Consider the following 20,483-nt stretch of genomic DNA (forward strand, 5'->3'; position numbering starts at 1 on the left):
TAATTTATCGATCAGCTGAACTGATTCGGCAGATGGATCAAATAAAAAGGAACAATCCGTCTCGTGAGCTGTTAAAGCTAGATCGGTTATGCATCATCTTGATGATATTTGCATCATTCGCCTTCCCTTTCTGCCTGGCTATAGTTTTTGGAGGCAAGTGATGACAGACCGCGAACTGCTTGAGCAGGCTGATCGTTACAAAGCGGCTTCTACTAAATATTGGCTTTGCTGTGGATCTGTTGACCCATCTCACAGGGATCATCGCGCTAAAAACTGTCGAGAGAGGGAGCATGGCCATCCTGAAAGATGTTTTTACGGGACTGGACAAGACCATTTCGCGAGAGAAAATTCTTAGATCAATATTCTTGAAGTGTTAACTCAGATATGGCAAATTGTCGCCATTGTGCGGTTTTACCGCTTCAAACAAGCCCGGCCATTGAGTCGGGCTTTTTTATGCAGATGAATGCGCAGGCTGATGCGCGGAGCGTCAACCCCTTAAACGATGCCAGGTCGCGAAAGCGCTGGGGAACTCTCGGGATATCGTGGGTAAACACCGAAAGCCGGAGATCAGCACCGGCCATCTGCACCCATTCCAAGCCTCGGCATTTAGCCGGGGCTTTTTTGTTTCTGGAGGCCCCGATGGCAGCCTCAGGCAGGAGTTCTAACAGCATGGCCAACCCTGCACCGGAAAGCATCGTAGAGGTGGTGGGCGCGTCAGTGGCCAGCAAGGGGATGATCACAGGCGGCGCTGTCGGCCTCGTCGGCTGGTTATCGCAGGTGAATTGGATCGGTATTGCAGGTGTCGCGGTCGCGGTGCTTGGCCTGCTGATCAATCTGTTCTTCCAGGTCCGCAAAGATCGCCGCGAATCCATTGAGAGCGCCGCCCGCCTCGAAGCACTGAAAGAGCGTGCACGAGCATGAGCCAGACCCGCCAGCGCATCGCCGTCACATTGCTGACAGTGAGCCTTGCTGGTTTCGGTGCATGGAAGGCGAACGAAGGCTACACCGATCACGCAATCATCCCGACCAAGGGCGACGTTCCAACCATCGGCCACGGCTCAACTCATTACGAGGACGGCCGGCCGGTCCAGATGGGTGACCGCATCACCCCGCGGCGCGCCGAAGTTTTGGCCCGCAATCTGCTGACCCAAGACGAGAAGCTGTTTGCCGCCTCACTGCCGGGAGTGAAGCTCCATCAGGCCGAGTTCGACCTGTACATGGACTTCGTGGGGCAGTACGGCATCGGCACATGGCGCCAGTCGTCAATGCGTCGTGACCTGCAGAAGGGAAACTACCCGCAGGCCTGCACCGATCTACTCAAATACCGATTCGCCGCCGGCTTCGACTGTTCGACACCGGGCAACAAGCGTTGCCCCGGCGTGTGGACTCGCCAGCTCCAGCGACACGCCAAGTGCATGGATGCGCAATGAGGATCCTCGCCGGTATCTGCGCCGCGCTCATCGTCGGCTTGCTACTGGCCCTCTGGCGTCTCGATCACGTCAGCACCAGCCTGAACCGCGCCGAGGGTGTCATCACCGAGCTGGAAGCCGCTGCCGACTCACGCCGCAATACCCAGCGCCTGCTGCTGGACCTCGATACCAAACATACCCAGGAGCTGACCGATGCTCAGGCTCAGAACAAAGACCTGCTTGCTCGTGTCGGCACTGGCACTCAGCGCCTGTCAGTCCCAGCCAAGTGTCCAGTTGTGCGAGCCACCGCCAGCACCACCAGCGTGGATCATGCAGAAGCACGAGCCGACATTGACGCAGCGGCTGGTCAACGAATTATCGCCATCACCAACGACGGTGACGAAGCCATCATCGCCCTGAGTGCTGCTCAGGACTACATCACCAACATTTGCCTGAAGAAGAACTGACCATGCCCGCCGGACGCCCAAGCGATTACACGCCAGAGATCGCTGAGGCGATATGCCTGCGCCTGTCTGAGGGTGAGTCACTTCGCTCGGTGTGCAGTGATGACGTGATGCCGGCCAAGGTTACGGTTCTGCGCTGGATCGCTCGGCACGATGAATTTCGTAACCAATACGCACAAGCCAAGCAGTCTGGGGCTGAGGCGATTGCCGAAGAGATGTTCGACATCGCTGATGATGGCTCCAACGATTGGATGGAGAAGCTGGATAAGGAAGGTAACGCGATTGGCTACCAGCTCAACGGTGAGCACGTCCAGCGCTCCAAGCTGCGCATCGATACGCGCAAGTGGTACCTGTCCAAGATCATGCCGAAGAAGTACGGCGACAAGCTCGACCTGACGCACACCGGGGAAGACGGTGGCCCGATTCGCTCCATCACCGAGATCCGCATCACTGGCGTGAGGCCTGATGGAAATCAAGGTTCCTGACAAGCTCGTCGACATCTTCCTTGGCGAGGCTGATGTAAGGGGCGCCTACGGTGGCCGGGGTTCTGCAAAGACTCACACCTTCGCCGAGATGATCGCGATACACGCAGTCCGGTACGCAACGTCAGGCATCAGTGGTTTCATGATGTGCGGTCGTCAGCACATGAGCAGCATCAAGGAGTCATCCTTTGCTGAGATCAAGGCGGCGATCGAGAAGAGTGAATTCCTCCGCCCGTGCTTCGAGACTGGCGAGAACTACATCCGCACCGTCGCATCATTCCCGGGCCGGGTTGATTTCATCTTTCGCGGCCTGGACAGCAACATCGACAGCATCAAGTCCACGGCCCGCATCCTGATCTGCTGGATTGACGAGGCTGAGAACGTCAAGGAAGAGGCTTACATCAAGCTGATTCCGACGCTGCGTGCTGAGGATGAAGGGTGGAACGCCGAACTCTGGGTGACATGGAACCCTGAGAACCGCAACAGCCCGACCGACAAGCGCTTCCGCCAAACCAAAGACCCGCTGATCAAGATCGCTGAGATCAACTGGCGCGATAACCCGTGGTTCCCGGCCAAGCTGGACCGTGAGCGCCGCCGGGATCAGGTCGAGCGACCCGATGAATATGAGTGGATCTGGGAAGGCGCCTACCGGGGCATCGTTCGCGGCGCTGTGTATGGCGACGAGATCAAGCGCTTGGACGCGTCTGACCGGGTAACCAACGTCCCGTATGACCGCACAAAGCCAGTTCTCACCGTGTGGGACCTGGGGCGCGCAGACAAGACAGCTATCTGGTTCGTCCAGCTCGTGCCGTTCGGCTTCGCGATCATCGATTACTACGAGATGTCCGGCAAAGCTCTCGACCACTTCATCAGGGAGCTGCAGACCCGCGCCTACGTCTACGGCGACTGCTGGTTGCCACATGACGCCGAGAACGAACTGCTTGTCTCCAGGCTGACCGTGGCCCAGCAGATGCGCGACGCGGGTTTCAAGGTGCGGATCGTCAAGAAGATCAAGGTCAGCGAGGGCATCAACGCCGCTCGCATGATCTTCGACCGCTGCTACTTCGACAGGGTGAAGACCGAGGAAGGCCTCGATGCCCTGCGCAGCTACAAGTACGAATACAACGAAGACACCAAAGAATTCAAGAAAGAGCCGCTGCACGACTGGGCGTCTCACGGAGCCGATGCGTTCCGATACCTGGCGGTTTCGATCTGCGAGCCCGCACCCAAGAAAGCCCCGATCAAACTCAAAGAGCGGACACGTTCCGGCTCCAACTCGTGGATGGGATAGCCCGTGTCCGACAAAACTGACGACGAAATCCTGATCGAGGCCAAGGCCCGGTATCAGCGTTGCGAGGACTTCGAGGCGGACTTCCGCAAGCTGTTCAACGATGACCTGAAGTTCTGCAATGCGGACTCGGACAACGGCTATCAGTGGCCGGACGCAATGCGCAAGCAGCGCAACGAAGACGCCCGGCCTTGCCTGACCATCAACAAGACCCGCCAGCACGCCCTGATGGTCATCAACGAGGCCAAAGAGAACAAGCCTTCGGTGAAGGTCAGCGCGGTGGGTGGTGACGCGAGCTACGAGTCCGCACAGGTGTACGAGGGCGTAATCCGCCACATCGAATACCAGTCGAACGCGGCAGATGCCTATGACACCGCGCTTGAGTTTCAGGTGAAGGGCGGAATCGGTTACTGGCGCGTGGTCACTGAATACGCCGGCAATGACTCGTTCGACCAAGAGATCTTCATCCGGCGCATCCGCAACCCTCTCTCCGTGCGTCTCGACCCGGACATCAAGGAGGCTGATGGCAGCGATGCGAAGTTCGGCTTCATCTTCGACGACATGAAGCGCGATGACTTCAAGCGCAAGTATCCGAAGCACAAGGACGACGTGGCTACCGGCACTTTCGGCGAGCACAACGGCTGGTGCACCGAGGACACCATCCGGGTCGCCGAGTACTACTACATCACCTACGAGAAAGATTGGCTGATCGCGCTGCCGATGCCGGCCGAGGATGGCGGCGAGCAGATCACCATGGTCACGCATTCGGAGCTGGTGAAGTCCATGCCTGACCTTGCGAAGGTGGTGATGGCCGACAAGGGCATCCAGCGCCGTGAGATCCAGGAGCAGCGCGTCGCCTGGTGCCTGATCGCCGGCGACAAGATCATCGACAAAAGCGAATGGCCGGGCACCACGGTGCCTATCGTGCGCGCCGTCGGCGAAGAGATGCTGATCGACGGCAAGCTCGACCGCAAAGGCCATGTGCGCAACTTGAAAGACCCCCAGCGCATGTACAACTACTGGTCGTCATCCGCTGTTGAGCATGTCGCGCTTCAGTCGAAGACGCCTTACATTGCCGGCGCGCGGGCAATTGAGGGTTACGAACCAATTTGGGAGACCGCCAACGTTGAAAACGCTAGCGTTCTGACTTTTAACGACATTGACGATCAGGGCAACCCGCTCGCCGCCCCAATTCGTCAAGAGCCTCCAGTCATGAGTGCCGCCTACATCCAAGGCATGCAGGTTGCCGCCGAAGAAATGAAGATGGTGAGCGGCCAGAACGACCCTTTGATGGGCGCCCCGTCGAACGAGATCTCCGGCGTTGCCATTGGCAAGCGCGCCAAGCAGTCCGACCGCTCGACCATGCACTACCGCGACAACCTCGCGAAGGCCGTGCGCTATACCGGCAAGATACTGATCGACATCATCCCGAAGATTTACGACACGCCGCGCGTGATCCGCATCCTTGCCGAGGACGGCAGCGACGACACCGTAAAGGTTGACCCGAACCTTCGCCAGCCGATGCAGGAGCAGCCGAAGCCCGGCGGCGAAGGCGTAGACCGTATCTTCAACCCAGCCATGGGCAAGTACGAAGTAGTCGCAGAGAGCGGCCCGAGCTACGCGACCAAGCGCGAAGAAGCCTTTGAAGCAATGTGTCAACTCGCCATTGGCGACCCGACCTTCATGCCGAATGCCGCTGACCTGTTCTACAAGGCTGCCGACTTCCCGCTGGCTGATGAGTTGGCTGAGCGCTTCAAGAATGTCATCCCGGCCAACATCCGTGGCGAAGGTCCGTCGCCCGAGCTACAGCAGGCCCAAGAGCAGATCCAGCAGCTCCAGGCGCAACTTGCCGCCGCGATGCAGGCCGCAGCCGACAACGACAAGAAAGCTGACGACAAGGACAAGGCCAACGAGATCAACGCATTCAAGGCCACCACAGACCGCATCAACGCACTGATGGACAAGCTGGGGCCGCTCGAGGCCTCGATTCTCGCCTCTCAAGCAGTGAGCGCGGCACTTTCTGACCCAACCCCAATTGATGCTCAGCCGGAACAGCCGGCGCCGCAGCCAATGCAACCACTCATGCAGTAAACCGACTCTGGGCGGCTCCCCAGTGCTTTCACTTGGAATCCAAGGCCATGTCAGACGAAGAAGTTCAGGTGCAGTCCACCCAACAGGATGTTGAAGAGACGCAGCCGGTCGTAGATGCATCGCAGGAATCGGCCACCAGCGAAACCGGGCAGCAAGCCTCCGACGAAACTACCAGCCAAGAGCAGGAAGGGAAGGATCCCAACGGTTGGGCGCTGAAGCGGATCGGCGAACTTACCCGTCAGCGACACGAGGCGGAAAGAAAAGCTCAAACCATGTCGGGCGAGGCCGAGCGCTATCGCCTGTTGGTCGAGCAAATGCGAAGCGGCGACACGGAACCCCAGCCACAGATGCCCGGTGAACAGCCGAACATCGATGAACTGGTCGACAAGCGCGCCAAGGAACTGGCCAGCCATCAGGCAGCCGCTGAGCGCGGTCGCTCGGTAGCCACCGTCGGCGCGCAGGAATACCCAGACTTCCAGCAAGCAGTCGTAACTCTGGATGCACTGGGCATTTCGCAGGAATCCGTTCAGTCGATCCTGGGGATGGATGACGCTCACAAGGTCCTGTACACCCTCGGGAAAAACCCGGAAGAAGCCGCCCGCATTCTTTCACTTCCAGCAATTCAGCAAGGCCGGGAACTGGAACGGCTCGCCCTCAAGGCAGGCCAGCCAGTTGCCAAGGCTGTGTCAAAAGCACCTGCGCCAATCACCCCTGTCGACGGCTCAACGACGGTCGAGACTGACCCGTCGAAGATGTCCATGGCCGAATGGGCGAAGTGGCGCGAAAAGAACTCAAAATCTCGTCAATAAGGAATCGCCACCATGGCCAACAGCTTACTCACCCCCAGCATGATCACGCGCGAAGCACTGCGCCTGTTCAAAAACAGCAACCTGTTCCTGCGCAATATCGACACCCAATACGACGACAGCTTTGCCAAGACCGGCGGCAAGATCGGCGATACCCTGCGTATCCGTCTGCCGAACGACTACACCGTTCGTTCCGGTCGTGTCGCGGTTGTACAGGACACCAATGAACGCCAGGTGCCGCTGACCGTTGCCACCCAGAAGGGTGTGGACATGGGCTTCAACTCGGCAGAGCTGGCCCTGTCCATCGACGACTTCAGCGAGCGCTTCATCCTGCCGGCGGTTAACGCACTGGCCGGCGGTGTTGCGGTCGATGTGATGCAGTCCGTTGAAAGCTTCTCCAACCTGACGTTCCAGGGCATGGCATCTGACGGTACCGGCACCATCGTCACCCCGACCTCCAGCACCTGGCTCGACGCAGGCGCTCGTCTGGACATGACCGGCACGCCGCGCATGAACGCTCGAGGCCGTCGCAAGACTATCCTCGATCCGCGCACCCAGGCGCGCACCGTTGACAGCCTGAAAGGCCTGTTCAACAACACCCAAAAGGTTGGCGATCAGTACAAGAGCGGTGAAATGGGCATGGACACCCTCGGTTTCGACTGGGGTATGGATCAGACCGTCATCAAGCACACCAACGGCACCTATTCGGCCGGCGCGGTGAACGGTGCAGGCCAGACCGGTTCGAGTCTGACCGTTACCGCGATTACCGGCACCTTCAACAAAGGTGACGTGATCACGATTGCCGGCGTATTCGGCACCAACCCGGTTACCAAGCAATCCACCGGCGAGCTGCGTCAGTTCACTCTCACCGCCAACGTTGGTGCTGGTGCAACCACGCTTCCGATCTATCCAGCCATTGCGGTGGGTAACGTCGCGTTCGGCACCGTGACCGCTTCGCCTGCAAACGGCGCGCTGATCACCCTGGTCGGCGGTGCTGGTGTGACTTTCCGCAAGAACTTCGCAATGGACCCGATGGCGCTGACCATGGCCACTGCCGACTTGCCGCTGCCGAAGAACATGGACATGGCGCACCGCGAGACATTCGACGGCATCTCCATGCGCTTCCTGCGCGGTTTCGACATCACCAACGACGTGTTCATCAGCCGTCTGGACATCCTCTACGGCTATGCCGCGCCGCGTCCAGAGTGGGGTATCGGCATCGCCGACATCCTGTAACCGGAAGCACAAACCTCAAGGGCCCAATTGGGCCCTTTTTTGTTCCCCAAGAGGTAAGAAACCATGGATTTCCCAAAGTGGAAGTACCACCGCACCGAGCCTGCGCGCACCGTTGAAACCGAAGATGAAGATCGTGCGCTGGGTGATGAGTGGGCAGACACACCGTTTCCGAAGGCGCAAGTTGAGCCCGGCCATAATGTGGGCGCGACCATGCTGCCAGAAGACCACCGCGAATCCTTCACCAAATGGCTCAGTGATGAAGACCTGGCCGACCAAGAGCCGGGCGTGCTGAATTTGCTGTTCAACGCCTTCACTGCGCGTGGTCGCCAAGGCGCTGTGGAGCAGTTCGTCGCTGAAGAGCCGACGGGCGATGCTGAAGCCGAGCGCCAGAAGCTGCTGGCCGAAGCCAAAAGCCTGGGCCTGGACCTGCACCACCGCACCGGCGCCGAAAAGATCCAGGCTGCAATCGACGCCAAGCTGGCCGAGGAGTAATCGGCCATGACGACCCCGGTAGAAATCATTAATCTCGCGCTCAAGCAGGTCGGGGTGCTCGGGGTCGGTCAAACCGCGTCAGCTGAAGACGTCACGGACTGTTTCGCAATTCTCAACATGATGATTGCCCAGTGGTCCGTTAAGCGGAACATCGTGCATCAGATCCTTGATGTACCGTGCGTCGCGACCGGCGCACAAACCTATACCGTGGGCGCCGGTTCTGACTTCAACACTCCGCGGCCATCGAAGATTTTTGGCGCTTACTGCCGGCAAATGAGCTCGCCGTCGCAGCCAGTCGATTACCAGCTTGAGGTGTTGCACTCCCAAACGGATTGGGGGCGCGTATCCACCAAGAGCATGGGGTCGATGCCATCTTTGGTCTATTACGACCCGCAGTTTCCAGTCGGCGTTCTCCATGTCTGGCCAGTTGCTACGAATGGTTACGAAATCCACATTCAGGTTCTGTCGCCAATCGCGCAGTTCGCCACGGCTTACGACGACATCCAACTCCCGAACGAGTACATGGAAGCGCTCATGTGGAATCTGTCCGGCCGCCTATATCCGATGTACGGCCTGCAGCCCAATCAGGTCGTCATCAAGCTGGCAGACGCCAGTCTGGCCACGCTGCGCCAAGCCAACAGCCAGATCGGCAAGCTCTACATGCCAGCAGCAGTAATCGGGCGCGGCGCCTACAACGTTTATTCGGATCGCTGACATGAAAGTACCGCTCATGACCGGGTCTTATCAGGCGCGCAGCCTGATTGCGGCCGCACAGCGCTGCGTCAATCTGTACCCAGAAAAAAACCCGGAAGGTGAAGAGTTCCCGGCAGCGCTTTATCCAACGCCTGGCCTTGTGAAGATCGCCGAGTCCACCCAAAAAGTCTGGCGCTGCCTGTATACCGCTACCGACGGCAAGCTGTTCGGTGTTGTCGGTCAGTCCGTGGTGCTGATCACTGACGATGAGGCGTTTTACGAGGTCGGCACCATCTCTTCGCTGGAGTCGCGCTGTTACATGCTGGACAACGGCGAGACGGTTGTCCTGGTTGACGGGACACCGAACGGTTACACCATCGACCTGACGTCGCTGACGTATGGGCCGATCCTCGACAGTTCGTTCTACGGCTCGAACCGCATTGATCTGGTGGACGGGTATTTCGTCTTCAACCGTCCCGATACAAAGCAGTGGTATATCTCGCTGATCAACCAGGTGGCATTTGACCCGCTGGACTTCGCCAGCAAGGCCGGCTCGCCTGATCTTCTGGTTGCAGCCATGGCCACACGCCGCAACGTCTTCCTGTTCGGCGAGCAAACCACAGAGATCTGGACGAACACCGGTGGGACCGATTTCACGTTCAGCCGGCTATCCGGGGCATTCATTCAATTCGGTTGCGCATCACACGACAGCCTCGTCCAGGCCGACGGATCGATCTACTGGCTCAGCAAGTCACCGCAAGGCGAATGCATGGTGTTGCGCACGGTGAACTATGACCGCGAGCGCATCAGCACCTTCGCGATAGAGAACGAGTTCCAGACCTACGAGCGTGTAGATGACGCCTTCGGCTACATCCACCAAATGAGCGGGCATTACTGGTATGTCCTGACCTTCCCGACGGCGAACAAGACCTGGGTCTATGACGCCGCCACCAATGAGTGGCACGAGCGCGCATCGCTGAAAGCGAATGGCGATCTAACCCGGCACCGGGCAAATGCCTATGCGAACTGGAAAGGGCGGCACATCGTCGGAGACTTTGAAACCGGTGCGCTTTACGAAATGCGGCTTGATGCTTACACCGACGACGGCGCCGAGGTTCTGCGCATCAAGTCCTTTCCGCACCTGGCTGACGATGGAAATCGCCTGATTTACCGAAAGTTTCAGGCTGCCATGCAGGTCGGTGACGCGTCCTATACGCAAGAGGCCGAACTGCGCCTGCGCTGGAGCGACACCAAAGGGGCGTCCTGGTCTACGCACATAAGCTCAACACTTGGTGCGCGGGGTGAATACCTGAAGGACTGTTTGTTCCTACGCCTCGGTACCGCGCGCAGCCGGGTGTTTGAACTGTCATGGTCTGCCGACTGCCCGACCGCGCTGAATGGCGCTTACATCCAAGTCGAGCGGTGCTCCTCATGAGTGTATCGACGAACGTTCCAGATGCTGGCACACCGATCTTTGATGCGCGAGGCTTCATCAATCCGGTTTGGCACCAGTTCTTCTTCGACTTGCTCCGCCGAACCGGTGGCGCGGTAGGTGTCGATGCTCAGGATCAGTCGGCGATTATTCAGGCGAACGCCAAGCGGCTTCGTGACACCGAGGCAATGGATTCTGCGACCGTTCAATCTCGCCCGATTCCCGAAGATCCTGAGCCGGTGCTTGCCATCAGCCATGGCATTCAGACAGACCCAATCCTTCATGACCCCGTAACCCAATTGGCCAATGGCTTCATGCAGGCGGCGGACAAAATCCGGTTGGATGCCCTGCGTAACACGCTGCCCCCTGCGACCATCATTGCAAGCGTCCCTGCCAACAACACGACCGCCGACGTCGCAATAAATCAGATCGTTGCTCCGGCTGGATCACTGCCGGTTGGCTCGGCCATAAGGGTCAGGTGTTACGTGCTGGTAGTAGCCGCTGCCGTGGCGCAGACGCTCAGCTTCTGGATAAAGATCGGCGCAACCAAGCTCATCATCAACACGGTGACGCCTCCCGGCGCGGGCATGGCAAGCACTGGGCTTCGGATTGATATGTCGATGACTGTTCGGGCCGGCACCCTTGGGCTGTTCACGAGCGAGGTGATTTCGCAAGGAAACCTCGTAACCCCGATCAATTCCATCGCAACCGGTGCAGCAGCCTTCGATCCTTCGATCTCAAACACCATCGTCTTCGGCATGAACTGGAGCATTGCCAACGCTGGTAACACCGCCTCCGCTCAAAGCTGCGTCATCGTCCAGGAGAATTGATTCGATGCTCAAGTATTCCGAGCTGGTAGCAAGCGCAACGCTTACCGGCGTTGCAGTATCGTATTACATGGCCCCCGGCTCTGTTCAGGTCGCAATCCACGCTGTGAGCGCGGCAAACCCAACCGGCGGCGCCGTGACGGTGAACATCTATCGCGTATCCACCGGTGGCGTTGCCTCGGCGGCAAACCGTATCGCATCACGCATCATCCCGGCCGGCGGCACAGCGTCGATCCCAGACGCGGTGAATCACAAGCTTGCTCCAGGCTCCCAAATCTTCGCTGACGGCGCCGGCTGCGCGCTGAACATCAGCGGCGTCGAATACACCCCAGGCACCTAAAAAGGCACAAACAATGCGGAATTTCCTGAAGATGGCTCACGGAGTTGACGTGATGCCGCTGATGCATGCGCTCGCCCGTAATCCAGCCCTGTGGCACGAAGACACCTACATGCGGGATTACCCGCAAGGGCCGTTCGGCGAGACCGATTCGGTGCTGCTGCGCTTCCCGGTCAAGTCCGTCAAGGAAACCCAGGCCGAGGTTGAAAACCACCTCAGCACCTATGACCAGCATGAGTGCATCGACTACCCAGCCTACGCCTCACTGCCAGAGGCGCGCCCGCTGATCATGAACCTGATGACCTACGTCGGCGGTACCCGTCTTGGTCGCTGCGTGATCAATCGGATCAAGCCCGGCGGCGTGATCTACCCCCACGCCGACACCCCGGCGCACGCCGAATACTGGGAGCGACATCACATCGTGATCCAGGCCGCACCGGGCGTTGATTTCCGCTGCGGTGATGAACATGTGCTGATGCTGCCCGGCGAGATCTGGTGGTTCAACAACTCGATCGAGCATGAGGTCATCAACAACAGCGGCATCGATCGTATTCACCTCGTCGTTGACATCAAGAGCAGCCGCCCATGATCACTGCACACATTGAAAGCTTCGCGGCGAGCATCGACGAGCTGAAGGAAGTCATCCCGCTTCATTACGAAGAGTTGGCGCTGAACAAGGACAAGGTACCGCTATCGCCGCAGTGGGAAATCTACCTTGCGCGGGAGCGTGCCGGTGAACTGCTGTTCGTCACCCTGCGCGATCAGGGGAAGCTGGCCGGCTACTTCATCGGCTTTATCGCCCCGGGCCTGCATTACTCGACCTGCCTCACCTGCACCATGGACATCTTCTACGTGAAGCCGGACGAGCGCGGCCAGGCCGCTGGCAAACAGCTTTTTGAGTTCACCGAAAAGGAACTGCGCCGGCGCGGCGTGGATCGCTTGTTCGTTGGCTCGAAGTGCCATATGGACGCCTCGTGGCTGTTTGAGCGCCTCGGGTACGAGCGCTGCGAAGTCACCTACACCTCTTGGCTTGGAGCATAAATCATGGTTGCAGCAGCGGTAGTGGGCAGCGCCGTCGTTGGCGGTGTCGCCTCGAACATGGCGGCGAGCAAGCAGGCCGGCGCCGCCAATAAAGCGGCGGAGATGTCGGCTGAAGCTGCTGCGCAGATGCGCGAAGACCTCAGCCCCTATAACGATCTTGGGCAGCAGGCTATCAACCCTCTGTGGGCGGCGATGGGCTACAACGTCGGAAAAGACGGAAAGCCGGTCATCAACCCTAATTCAACGCTTCAGCAGCAGTTCAACTTCGACGCGTCGAACCTGCAAAACACGCCTGGTTATCAGTTCGCTCTAGGACAGGGCCTGAAAAGCACAAATAACTCACTGGCGGCGCAGGGCCTCGGCCTGTCTGGCGCCCAAGCGAAAGGTTTGAGTCAGTATGCCACCGGCCTTGCGGACCAGACCTACGGCAACCAGTACAACCGTGCACTCAGCACCTACAACACGAACTATCAGGTAGCAGCGAACAACGTCAGCAACCTTCAGAACCTCGTGAACACCGGGCAGAACTCCGCCGCGCAGACCGGTCAAGCAGGACTTGCCTCGGCGAATAGTGCGGGCAACTACCTGACGCAGGCTGGCAATGCCCAAGCATCCGGGATCATGGGGGTGTCCAACGCTGCGAATGCCGGGACACAAAACTACATGCTCTACAACGCCCTGTATCCAAAAACGCCTCAATCGAGTTTTGGAGCAACCGCCGGCAATTACCTAACTTCCTAAGGTAGAGGTTTGAACAATGGCTATTGACGCAAGTATTGCGGTCGGCAAAGAGCCCGGAAGCCTTTTGAGCGCTCTGGCTGGCGTAACTCAGCTCCGAGGCGTTCAACAGCAGCAACAAGCAAATATTGCTGCATCTCAGGCTTATAAAGATGCGACAGATCCGACCACTGGACAGATCGATTACAACCGGCTGACTGCGGCGCTTTCGCAAGGGCCAGCAGCATACAACCTTCCGCAGATCCAAGCCCAGATCAACGAGGCTCGAAATTCGGCGCTGAATTACGACAAGGGCAAGCTTGAACTCGCGCAGAAGCGCACGGACCTGCTGTCTGGCGGCTTCGGCGGTCTGCTCGCCTCCGGCAACATCACGCCGCAGGCCGTAATGCAGATTGCCAGCCAGGGCATCAGGCAGGGGCTGTTCACACCCGAGGATGCCGTCAGCTTCACCGCCGATATGCCGACCGACCCCGCGCAGCTGCAGAACTGGGCAAAGCAGAAATACGTCGGCTTCAGCACCGATGCCGAACGCCTGAAGGCCCTGATGCCTCAAACCCAGACCATCAACACCGGCGCCCAGCAGATTGTCTCCGCTTTCGACCCACTGACCGGCGCGCCTACAGGGCAGAACACGGCATTCAACAACCAGATGTCGCCGGAAGCAGCTGCGCAACCGACGCAGGTGTTCGATCCAGCCACCGGCACTATGCGCAACGTCACCCGCCAGCAGTTCGCGGATATGGCGACCGGCGGTGGAACTGGCGCTGCACCGAATGCCCAAGGGCAGGGTGGCGGACTTGGAACTGGTCGCCTACAGCCAATCACCCAGGCACCTGGGCTGCAAGCTGCGCCAGCACTGGGCGCCGCTGAGGCTGCGCAGGCGGTAGGCAAGGGCTCGGCAGAGAACTCGCTCGCACTCCAATCTCAGTCCGAGAATGCTCCTCAAGCCATTTACCAGCTCCAGAATATGCGCACGGCTTTGTCTGACATCAACACCGGCCCCAATGCTGACTGGCAGGGCAAAGCGCAAGCGCTCGCGCTTCAGGTCGCTCCGGGAATCTCGGAAAAGCTGGGCATTGACCCTCACAAGGTGGCCAGCCTTGAAGAGTTCAAAAAGTTCTCCACGCAGCTGGCGCAAAGCGTTGCCGGCTCGCTTGGCGAAGGCACTGACAGCAAGCTTGCTTCGGCAGTGGCTGCCAACCCGAACAGCAGCCTTTCCAAGTTGGGCAACCAACAGATCATTGATGTCCTGATCGCCACTCAGCGTGGGATTCAGGCCAAGAATCAGGCTTGGCAGAACAGTGGCCTGCCACCGGAGCAGTACAACAAGTTCTCCACCACCTGGAACAAGGAGATTGATCCTCGGGTTTTCGCCGCGCAGGACATGGATCAAAACGCTCGCTACAAGATGCTCGACAGCCTAAGCCCCAAAGAGCAGGCCGCGTTCAAGGCTTCATGGGTCAAGGCCCGTAACGCCGGGTTCGTACAGTGAGCCAGTGGGATGGCCTTGTCCAGCAGGCCGCACAGCGCTGGAACGTCGATCCCAAGCTGATCGCCTCGGTCATTCAGGTGGAAAGCTCGGGCAACCCCAATGCTGTTTCTGAGGTCGGCGCCGTCGGCCTCGGTCAGCACATGCCAGCCACTGCAAAATCCCTTGGCATCGATCCGAAAGATCCCGCTCAGTCGATCGATGGCATCGCGAAGCTGTTGGATGAAAACCTGCGCCGCTACGGCAGCCCAGAACAGGCAATCCTTGCTTATCACGGCGGCACCGACCAGTCCAATTGGGGGCCAAAAACTCAGGATTACCTGAGGAAGATCTCCGGCCAATATGGAGCAAGTCAAGTGGCGAAAACATCACCGAAGGACGATGAGTTTGAAGCCAGCTTTGGCACTCGTCCGCAATCAGCAGCCGCGCCGGAAGTCGCCGGCGATGCCTTTGAAGCATCGTTTGGCCCGCGACCAGATACCGCACAAGCGATTCAGGCAAGTGCACCTGTAGACGCACAACCTGTGAATGTTGCAAATGCTCAGCCTGTCGGGGAACAACCAGGTCTATTGAGTCGCGGCGCGGATATGGCATGGAACGGTCTACAGGCACTGGGTGAGCAAGGGTTGAAGAACGCCAATGCTGTTGGGCGCGGGATCAGTGATGCTTTTGACGCCCCATCAGAGTGGCTTGCCTCTGGCGCCGAAGCCTCTGGATTGACTGGGTTGCTGGCGAAGGGCGGGATCAACATGCCCTCGACTCAGCAGCAGAAGGAAATCAATGCCAAGTCACGCGCCGATTATGAGGCGCGTAACCCCGATTCCGGTGTGGGCGAATTCCTCAGCCGCATGGGCGGTAATGCAATCGGCGTGATGGTTCCCGTGGCTGGCGTAGAGGCCGGCCTGACCCAAGTTGGCGGGAAGCTCAGCGCTGCGCTGGGCAATCCTGAAGCGCTCGCAACTGCCGGAAAGTTCCTGAGCGGGCAGGGCGGACTGGCTTCGAAGACTGCCTACAGCTCAGCTCAGGGTGGCGCCGGCGGAGCGATCCTCTCAGGCGGGCAGCCCGGCACCGATACTGGTGATCAGGCGGCGCTGGGTGCAGCGCTTGGCGCTCTTGTGCCGGGTGGTGCCGCAGCAATCCGATATGTCGGTAACGCCGGGCAAGCACTCACCGCCCCGTTTACCGCTTCGGGACGAGCTGGCATTGCCGAAAGGGCAATTCAGGCTGAGGCCGCGAAAGACCCGCTGAATCAGGCCCAGAACATCATTGGCCAAAATTCTGTTCCCGCGCTCACTGGTACCGCCGACGACGCGCTCGGTCGTGCGGCAGCAAATGGCCGAATTTACGCGAACTTCAGCGAGATCGTCCCGGGCTCCACGCCAACACTGGCGCAGGCCACCGGTAACGCGGGGGTAGCCGCCCTTGAGCGTGCAGCTATGAGCCGGGCTCCCAATCAGTTCGCCGAGCGGCAGCTGTCGAACTATGCCGCGCGCAACGCATACCTCGGTGAGATCAAAGGCACCCCGGAGACATTGTCGACGGCAATTGCTCAACGTGATGCACAGGCGCTGCCATATCTGCGTGACGCACTTGAGAATGCCCGCCCGGCCAACGCCAACCCAGTGGTGAGCGAGATCGATTCGATCCTTGCCGGGCGCGCCGGCCAGCGTGACGAAGTCGTGAAAGCACTGGGGCGCGTGAAGGACAAGCTCGACCTGGGCGAAGGCCAAGGCGTGCAGTCCAGCGTTGAGCAGCTTTATGGCATCCGCCAAAGCATCAACGACCAGCTCGCCACAGTCGCCGGTCGCGATAACTCGGCTGCGCAATTGGCTTCGAAGGAATTGATCCAGGTGCGCGACAAGCTCGACGATTCCATTCAGGCCGCCGCGCCGGGGTTCAAAGAGTTTCTGAAGACGTACAGCGAACTATCCCGCCCGGTAGATGCGCAGCGATACCTGCAAGGCCTTGATCTGACCGACCAGACCAGCCAGAGAATCACCCTAAATAAGGTGAAGAACGCGCTCACCCGGATCGAGAAGCAACGGGCCGCACCAGGTGCAAATGAAGCCAAATCGATCAGCGATGATCAACTCTCCATGCTTCGAAACCTGCAGGCGGATCTGCAGCGTGAGGCACACAGTTCGCGCGGCATGTCGATCGGCTCCAACACGTTCCAGAACTTCGCGACCAATCAACTCATCGACTCGATGTTGCCCGGGAAAGCCGGGGCCATCGCGCCGGTTACACCGAGCGCCATAGGGGGAGCCCTTGGTTATGCGCTTGGCGGAAATCTTGGCGCCGGGATCGGTGCGGTTGGCGCGCAGCAAGCCGCCGGGATCGCTGGCCGGGCAATGAATGCCCAAGGCCCAGAGATTGAAGCGCGCTTGATTGATTACCTGCTGAATCCGAAGGGCGCCGATATCCTCCGGAAAGGATCAGTCAACCCTGGTCCCCTTGACGTCCTTCTCCGTCGCGGAGGCTCTACTCCCGCGAGCGCTATCAACTCCGGGTCTTCTGGCAGCAGCAACAACCGATAGCCAGAAAAACCAAAACCCCGCTTTAGACCAATCGGTCACCACATGAAACGCCTTGATGCAAATCAGGGTGATGGATTCCATTCGTCCTCCAGGAAGTAAAACATATGAGCGGATTGCTAATGCAAAACGGGAAACAGTCGTTTTCCGATGCAAACGGGCGCCCATTGGTTAATGGCAAGGTGTTCTTTTATGTCATTGCTACCAATACACTTAAGGACACTTGGCAAGATAGCGCCCAGACCGTTCTAAATACCAATCCTGTGATTCTTGATGCAAGGGGTGAGGCGTCTATCTATGGCTCTGGTGCATATCGGCAAGTTCTTAAAACTGCCGATGATGTGTTGATCTGGGATCAGATTATCCCAGATTCTCAGCAGAACACCGCCGCAAATATCAGCATTTCAGACTTCAACGGAGTAACGCGTAGTCTACAGCAGATCACCAGCGCTTTCGGCGGGGTGATGGTTGGTTACAAAGCCCCGTTTGTGGGTTCTGTCCTCCAACCGCTCGATGACAAACTTTCGCAAACCTGCCACATCGATGACTTCCCTGATACTCCGGCGGCCACATGGCTGGAGCGAGCAATCGCCGGAACGCCGGCAGGCTGGACGCTCCAACTTGGTCCGGGGCCATATATCGGCAAGCCTGGGGGCGCCTACACCCGCGATAACATCACAATTCGTGGCGTTGGCCGTCCTACTCCTGATGCTGGCCGGCTGGTTATGTCTGGCGGCACGGTCATTCGTGGGACCTTCCATATCAATGGCCGAAACCTGCGCGTTTACGACCTTGGTGTGGATTGTGGTAATCAGGCGTGCCTTGATCTGAATGGTGGTACCGCGATGGACGGTTTTGTGATCAGCAAAACCGGTTCGCCACAGACCAATGTTATCGTGAAAGAAGTTTCCGCACTGTGCAAATCGCCAACTGATCTTGTGCATGCGATTCTTCTGGAAAATATCATCGGCTATGAATACGACCAACTTCATGGCTATCAGGGATTTGTTGGCGTTGTAAACAAATGCCAGAATGGGTACATGGGTAACTGTTATGGATATAAGAATTCTCAAAGCGGAATTCAAATAAAGTCCAACAGTTACGCAATTCAAGGACGCACCGATTTAGGATTTCTGTCAGCAGATGACGAAGGCCTATCTTTGCCTGGAACTGTCGGTGTTTTCGTCTATGCCGAAGATGCGCAACTACAACAAATCTATGGCGGTGTCATCAAGACTAAAGGTTTCGATGCGGGGCTTGGGTTCTTCTGCACATCAACCAACCCAATCAACGATGTGAACCTGATCAGCGTCAATGCCGAAAACCCTCTGTCGTTCGGCGTGACTTCTGACGGCCCTATTTTGCAAGCATCGATTGCCACGGTTGAGGTCACCGGGTCGGCAAGCGGTCGCTCAATTCGGATCTCTGCAGACAACCTTGGGTTTCATTTTGGCGAAATATTTACGAGCTGCCTGATCGCGTTCAACCTGGACGATTCGATTCAGCTTGGCGGCGTGTTTACTGCCGGCAAGATCGTCGCGACTCAGGCCTACAACATCGGGGTACCCACCGGAGTCTCCATCTCTCCAAGCGGAACAAACCCTCGCGGGTGGAGAATCGGGACTTACATTGCAAGGCTTTCAGTGAACACCGGAGCAGGATCGAACTATCGCGGCGGATGGGGCACCGCGAACGGTGACGCGGCGCGATGCTGGGTTGAGGGCGGCGCAGTTCGATTCCGTGGTTCTGTAACCATTCCGGCAGCCGCATCGCGCCCAGGCGCCGAGCAATTCTATCAGGCAAACCCGATGATCTCTCCGCTGACTCCAGCGTTGCGACAGTTCAACATGACAGTATTTACAAGCTCGGCGGTGGCGTGCAATACAACCATTGGTCAGATCAATCCATCCGGGGTTGTGACCGCGCCATATTTGAGCAGCACGACGCACTTCCCGACCGCCGCTGTATATGCAACTTTTGATGCGAGCTGGCCATTGGACTGATTAGATCTGATTGTTCAACCATTCCTCGGCCGCATCATCGGCGGCAATCGCGGCTTCCTGCTGATCCAGGTAGGCTGCGTGCTTTTTCCAGCCAAGCCACTGGCCCTGCGTTTCCGGTTTTTCGTATTCGTCAGGGTTGATGGTGCTGTGTCGAAGATCCTCACCGGTGATACCGGAGTGGGTTTCGAATTGGCGGCGGAGGGCGAGAGGATGCATGGTGACTTCCATGTATAGTGGTTGCAGGTCATTTGTGGGTGGCAACGTATCACTCTGATATCGACGAGTCGAGACGCCCAGCAAGAGTAAAAAAGTACACTGAATAGTCCATCAGAAACATTTCTGTTCCATAAAGCCCAGTGATCGTTAGCTAAAGCTGGTTAAATTCGATTCCTGTCTCGGGCACCATTTCCCTTATTTCACCTTGCGGCTCAGGTCCTCGACGGTACGTTTGAGCTGATCCATGGCGCGATCCTGATCGTTGATTTTCTGCTTCAGGCTGGAAATTTCGCTGCTGGCGGAATTCGAACTCGAGCCGCTGTTGCGCTTGAGGTCTTCGACCTGGCGTCCGAGAGTATCCAGTTGACGGTCCTGATCCTTGACCTTGTTCTTCAGGTCGTCGATTTCCTTGCTGCTGGAGTTCGAATTCGAACCGCTGCTGCGTTTGAGGTCTTCAATCTGGCGTGACTGGTCGCGGACGGTATCGCGGATCTTTTGCAGTTCATCGATGCTGATATCACTTTTGATGACCACATCCTTGCCGTAATCGTTGTGAATCAGCGAAACCTTGTCGCCATAGGACGAACTGCTGGAGCTCAGTTCAAGCGCCATGGCGCTTGCCGGTAGCAGCAGAGCGGCGAGCAAGGTACTGGCAGACACGACGGAACAAATCTTCGAAAAGCTGCGCATCACTGGTTTTCCTTGTGAACAGCGAGGGTGAGTGCCGAAGTGGCACAACGCTATGACTTGGAATCCGGATTTATGTTCCGCAGGTCAACTTTTTGTGCGAGAGATGTAAAGAGCCGTGTAATTCGTCATGCAAACGTCCTATATTCGATGCCTGCATGAGCATCGCTTAGCAGTTTTCAGATGATCCCGAATGGTTCCGAAGGCCGGACAATCCG

The 20,483-nt window shown here is 58.1% G+C and carries 21 protein-coding genes; 19 read left to right on the forward strand and 2 right to left on the reverse strand.

Annotated features, from left to right (window positions below; translation table 11 throughout):
• Window positions 1–669: 669 nt before the first annotated feature.
• The 19 genes from AC1UK9_RS04310 (at window position 670) to AC1UK9_RS04400 (ending at window position 19,362) form a co-directional block, all read left to right on the forward strand.
• Window positions 670–921, forward strand: a complete 252-nt coding sequence (locus AC1UK9_RS04310; RefSeq protein WP_482579561.1) for a holin — start codon at window positions 670–672, stop codon at window positions 919–921.
• Window positions 918–1,430, forward strand: coding sequence for a glycoside hydrolase family protein (locus tag AC1UK9_RS04315; RefSeq protein ID WP_482579562.1), 513 nt, complete (start codon window positions 918–920; stop codon window positions 1,428–1,430). Before AC1UK9_RS04310 ends, AC1UK9_RS04315 begins: the two co-directional genes overlap by 4 nt.
• The gene (locus tag AC1UK9_RS04320) at window positions 1,427–1,876 is read left to right on the forward strand and encodes a lysis system i-spanin subunit Rz (protein WP_482579563.1); all 450 of its coding nucleotides are present in this window, start codon (window positions 1,427–1,429) and stop codon (window positions 1,874–1,876) included. The genes AC1UK9_RS04315 and AC1UK9_RS04320 overlap by 4 nt, the downstream gene beginning before the upstream one ends.
• A gap of 2 nt (window positions 1,877–1,878) precedes the next feature.
• Complete coding sequence (locus AC1UK9_RS04325) at window positions 1,879–2,358, forward strand: terminase small subunit-like protein (protein ID WP_482579564.1); 480 nt, start codon at window positions 1,879–1,881, stop codon at window positions 2,356–2,358.
• Entirely contained in the window at window positions 2,339–3,646 is a 1,308-nt protein-coding gene (locus tag AC1UK9_RS04330) for a PBSX family phage terminase large subunit (RefSeq protein WP_482579565.1), read from the forward strand. The genes AC1UK9_RS04325 and AC1UK9_RS04330 overlap by 20 nt, the downstream gene beginning before the upstream one ends.
• A gap of 3 nt (window positions 3,647–3,649) precedes the next feature.
• Window positions 3,650–5,734, forward strand: coding sequence for a portal protein (locus AC1UK9_RS04335; protein ID WP_482579566.1), 2,085 nt, complete (start codon window positions 3,650–3,652; stop codon window positions 5,732–5,734).
• A 47-nt stretch (window positions 5,735–5,781) separates the two neighbouring features.
• Entirely contained in the window at window positions 5,782–6,543 is a 762-nt protein-coding gene (locus AC1UK9_RS04340; RefSeq protein ID WP_482579567.1) for a hypothetical protein, read from the forward strand.
• Window positions 6,544–6,555: 12 nt separating this feature from the next.
• A complete protein-coding gene (locus AC1UK9_RS04345) occupies window positions 6,556–7,776 on the forward strand; it encodes a P22 phage major capsid protein family protein (protein WP_482579568.1) in 1,221 nt (406 codons plus the stop codon).
• Window positions 7,777–7,839: 63 nt separating this feature from the next.
• A complete protein-coding gene (locus AC1UK9_RS04350) occupies window positions 7,840–8,268 on the forward strand; it encodes a hypothetical protein (protein WP_482579569.1) in 429 nt (142 codons plus the stop codon).
• A gap of 6 nt (window positions 8,269–8,274) precedes the next feature.
• Entirely contained in the window at window positions 8,275–8,982 is a 708-nt protein-coding gene (locus AC1UK9_RS04355) for a hypothetical protein (protein WP_482579570.1), read from the forward strand.
• Between the two features lies 1 nt (window position 8,983).
• Window positions 8,984–10,396 carry a hypothetical protein gene (locus AC1UK9_RS04360; protein WP_482579571.1) on the forward strand — a complete coding sequence of 471 codons (1,413 nt, stop codon included), beginning with the start codon at window positions 8,984–8,986 and terminating at the stop codon, window positions 10,394–10,396.
• The gene (locus AC1UK9_RS04365) at window positions 10,393–11,223 is read left to right on the forward strand and encodes a hypothetical protein (RefSeq protein ID WP_482579572.1); all 831 of its coding nucleotides are present in this window, start codon (window positions 10,393–10,395) and stop codon (window positions 11,221–11,223) included. Before AC1UK9_RS04360 ends, AC1UK9_RS04365 begins: the two co-directional genes overlap by 4 nt.
• Window positions 11,224–11,227: 4 nt before the next feature.
• Window positions 11,228–11,560: a hypothetical protein gene (locus tag AC1UK9_RS04370; RefSeq protein WP_482579573.1), complete on the forward strand. Its 333-nt coding sequence runs from the start codon at window positions 11,228–11,230 to the stop codon at window positions 11,558–11,560.
• 31 nt (window positions 11,561–11,591) lie between these two features.
• Window positions 11,592–12,146, forward strand: coding sequence for an aspartyl/asparaginyl beta-hydroxylase domain-containing protein (locus AC1UK9_RS04375; RefSeq protein ID WP_482579574.1), 555 nt, complete (start codon window positions 11,592–11,594; stop codon window positions 12,144–12,146).
• Window positions 12,143–12,598, forward strand: coding sequence for a GNAT family N-acetyltransferase (locus AC1UK9_RS04380; RefSeq protein ID WP_482579575.1), 456 nt, complete (start codon window positions 12,143–12,145; stop codon window positions 12,596–12,598). Before AC1UK9_RS04375 ends, AC1UK9_RS04380 begins: the two co-directional genes overlap by 4 nt.
• A 3-nt stretch (window positions 12,599–12,601) precedes the next feature.
• On the forward strand, window positions 12,602–13,339 hold the full coding sequence (locus AC1UK9_RS04385; protein WP_482579576.1) for a hypothetical protein: 738 nt from the start codon (window positions 12,602–12,604) through the stop codon (window positions 13,337–13,339).
• A gap of 16 nt (window positions 13,340–13,355) precedes the next feature.
• A complete protein-coding gene (locus AC1UK9_RS04390) occupies window positions 13,356–14,828 on the forward strand; it encodes a hypothetical protein (RefSeq protein WP_482579577.1) in 1,473 nt (490 codons plus the stop codon).
• On the forward strand, window positions 14,825–17,362 hold the full coding sequence (locus AC1UK9_RS04395; RefSeq protein WP_482579578.1) for a lytic transglycosylase domain-containing protein: 2,538 nt from the start codon (window positions 14,825–14,827) through the stop codon (window positions 17,360–17,362). The genes AC1UK9_RS04390 and AC1UK9_RS04395 overlap by 4 nt, the downstream gene beginning before the upstream one ends.
• 104 nt (window positions 17,363–17,466) lie before the next feature.
• A complete protein-coding gene (locus tag AC1UK9_RS04400; RefSeq protein WP_482579579.1) occupies window positions 17,467–19,362 on the forward strand; it encodes a hypothetical protein in 1,896 nt (631 codons plus the stop codon).
• Here the strand turns inward: AC1UK9_RS04400 and AC1UK9_RS04405 are convergent, their stop codons facing one another.
• Both AC1UK9_RS04405 and AC1UK9_RS04410 read right to left on the reverse strand, forming a co-directional pair.
• Window positions 19,363–19,578: a hypothetical protein gene (locus AC1UK9_RS04405; protein WP_482579580.1), complete on the reverse strand. Its 216-nt coding sequence runs from the start codon at window positions 19,576–19,578 to the stop codon at window positions 19,363–19,365.
• Window positions 19,579–19,773: 195 nt separating this feature from the next.
• On the reverse strand, window positions 19,774–20,268 hold the full coding sequence (locus AC1UK9_RS04410) for a hypothetical protein (protein WP_473014450.1): 495 nt from the start codon (window positions 20,266–20,268) through the stop codon (window positions 19,774–19,776).
• Window positions 20,269–20,483: the final 215 nt, after the last annotated feature.

This window comes from Pseudomonas sp. AK-TSAG1-1 (genome assembly GCF_056821665.1).

Coding starts and splice junctions, on each gene's coding strand:
- AC1UK9_RS04310 (WP_482579561.1), top strand. CDS start 670: ATGGCCAACCCTGCACCGGAAAGCATCGTAGAGGTGGTGGGCGCGTCA.
- AC1UK9_RS04315 (WP_482579562.1), top strand. CDS start 918: ATGAGCCAGACCCGCCAGCGCATCGCCGTCACATTGCTGACAGTGAGC.
- AC1UK9_RS04320 (WP_482579563.1), top strand. CDS start 1,427: ATGAGGATCCTCGCCGGTATCTGCGCCGCGCTCATCGTCGGCTTGCTA.
- AC1UK9_RS04325 (WP_482579564.1), top strand. CDS start 1,879: ATGCCCGCCGGACGCCCAAGCGATTACACGCCAGAGATCGCTGAGGCG.
- AC1UK9_RS04330 (WP_482579565.1), top strand. CDS start 2,339: ATGGAAATCAAGGTTCCTGACAAGCTCGTCGACATCTTCCTTGGCGAG.
- AC1UK9_RS04340 (WP_482579567.1), top strand. CDS start 5,782: ATGTCAGACGAAGAAGTTCAGGTGCAGTCCACCCAACAGGATGTTGAA.
- AC1UK9_RS04345 (WP_482579568.1), top strand. CDS start 6,556: ATGGCCAACAGCTTACTCACCCCCAGCATGATCACGCGCGAAGCACTG.
- AC1UK9_RS04350 (WP_482579569.1), top strand. CDS start 7,840: ATGGATTTCCCAAAGTGGAAGTACCACCGCACCGAGCCTGCGCGCACC.
- AC1UK9_RS04355 (WP_482579570.1), top strand. CDS start 8,275: ATGACGACCCCGGTAGAAATCATTAATCTCGCGCTCAAGCAGGTCGGG.
- AC1UK9_RS04360 (WP_482579571.1), top strand. CDS start 8,984: ATGAAAGTACCGCTCATGACCGGGTCTTATCAGGCGCGCAGCCTGATT.
- AC1UK9_RS04365 (WP_482579572.1), top strand. CDS start 10,393: ATGAGTGTATCGACGAACGTTCCAGATGCTGGCACACCGATCTTTGAT.
- AC1UK9_RS04370 (WP_482579573.1), top strand. CDS start 11,228: ATGCTCAAGTATTCCGAGCTGGTAGCAAGCGCAACGCTTACCGGCGTT.
- AC1UK9_RS04375 (WP_482579574.1), top strand. CDS start 11,592: ATGGCTCACGGAGTTGACGTGATGCCGCTGATGCATGCGCTCGCCCGT.
- AC1UK9_RS04380 (WP_482579575.1), top strand. CDS start 12,143: ATGATCACTGCACACATTGAAAGCTTCGCGGCGAGCATCGACGAGCTG.
- AC1UK9_RS04385 (WP_482579576.1), top strand. CDS start 12,602: ATGGTTGCAGCAGCGGTAGTGGGCAGCGCCGTCGTTGGCGGTGTCGCC.
- AC1UK9_RS04390 (WP_482579577.1), top strand. CDS start 13,356: ATGGCTATTGACGCAAGTATTGCGGTCGGCAAAGAGCCCGGAAGCCTT.
- AC1UK9_RS04400 (WP_482579579.1), top strand. CDS start 17,467: ATGAGCGGATTGCTAATGCAAAACGGGAAACAGTCGTTTTCCGATGCA.
- AC1UK9_RS04405 (WP_482579580.1), bottom strand. CDS start 19,578: ATGCATCCTCTCGCCCTCCGCCGCCAATTCGAAACCCACTCCGGTATC.
- AC1UK9_RS04410 (WP_473014450.1), bottom strand. CDS start 20,268: ATGCGCAGCTTTTCGAAGATTTGTTCCGTCGTGTCTGCCAGTACCTTG.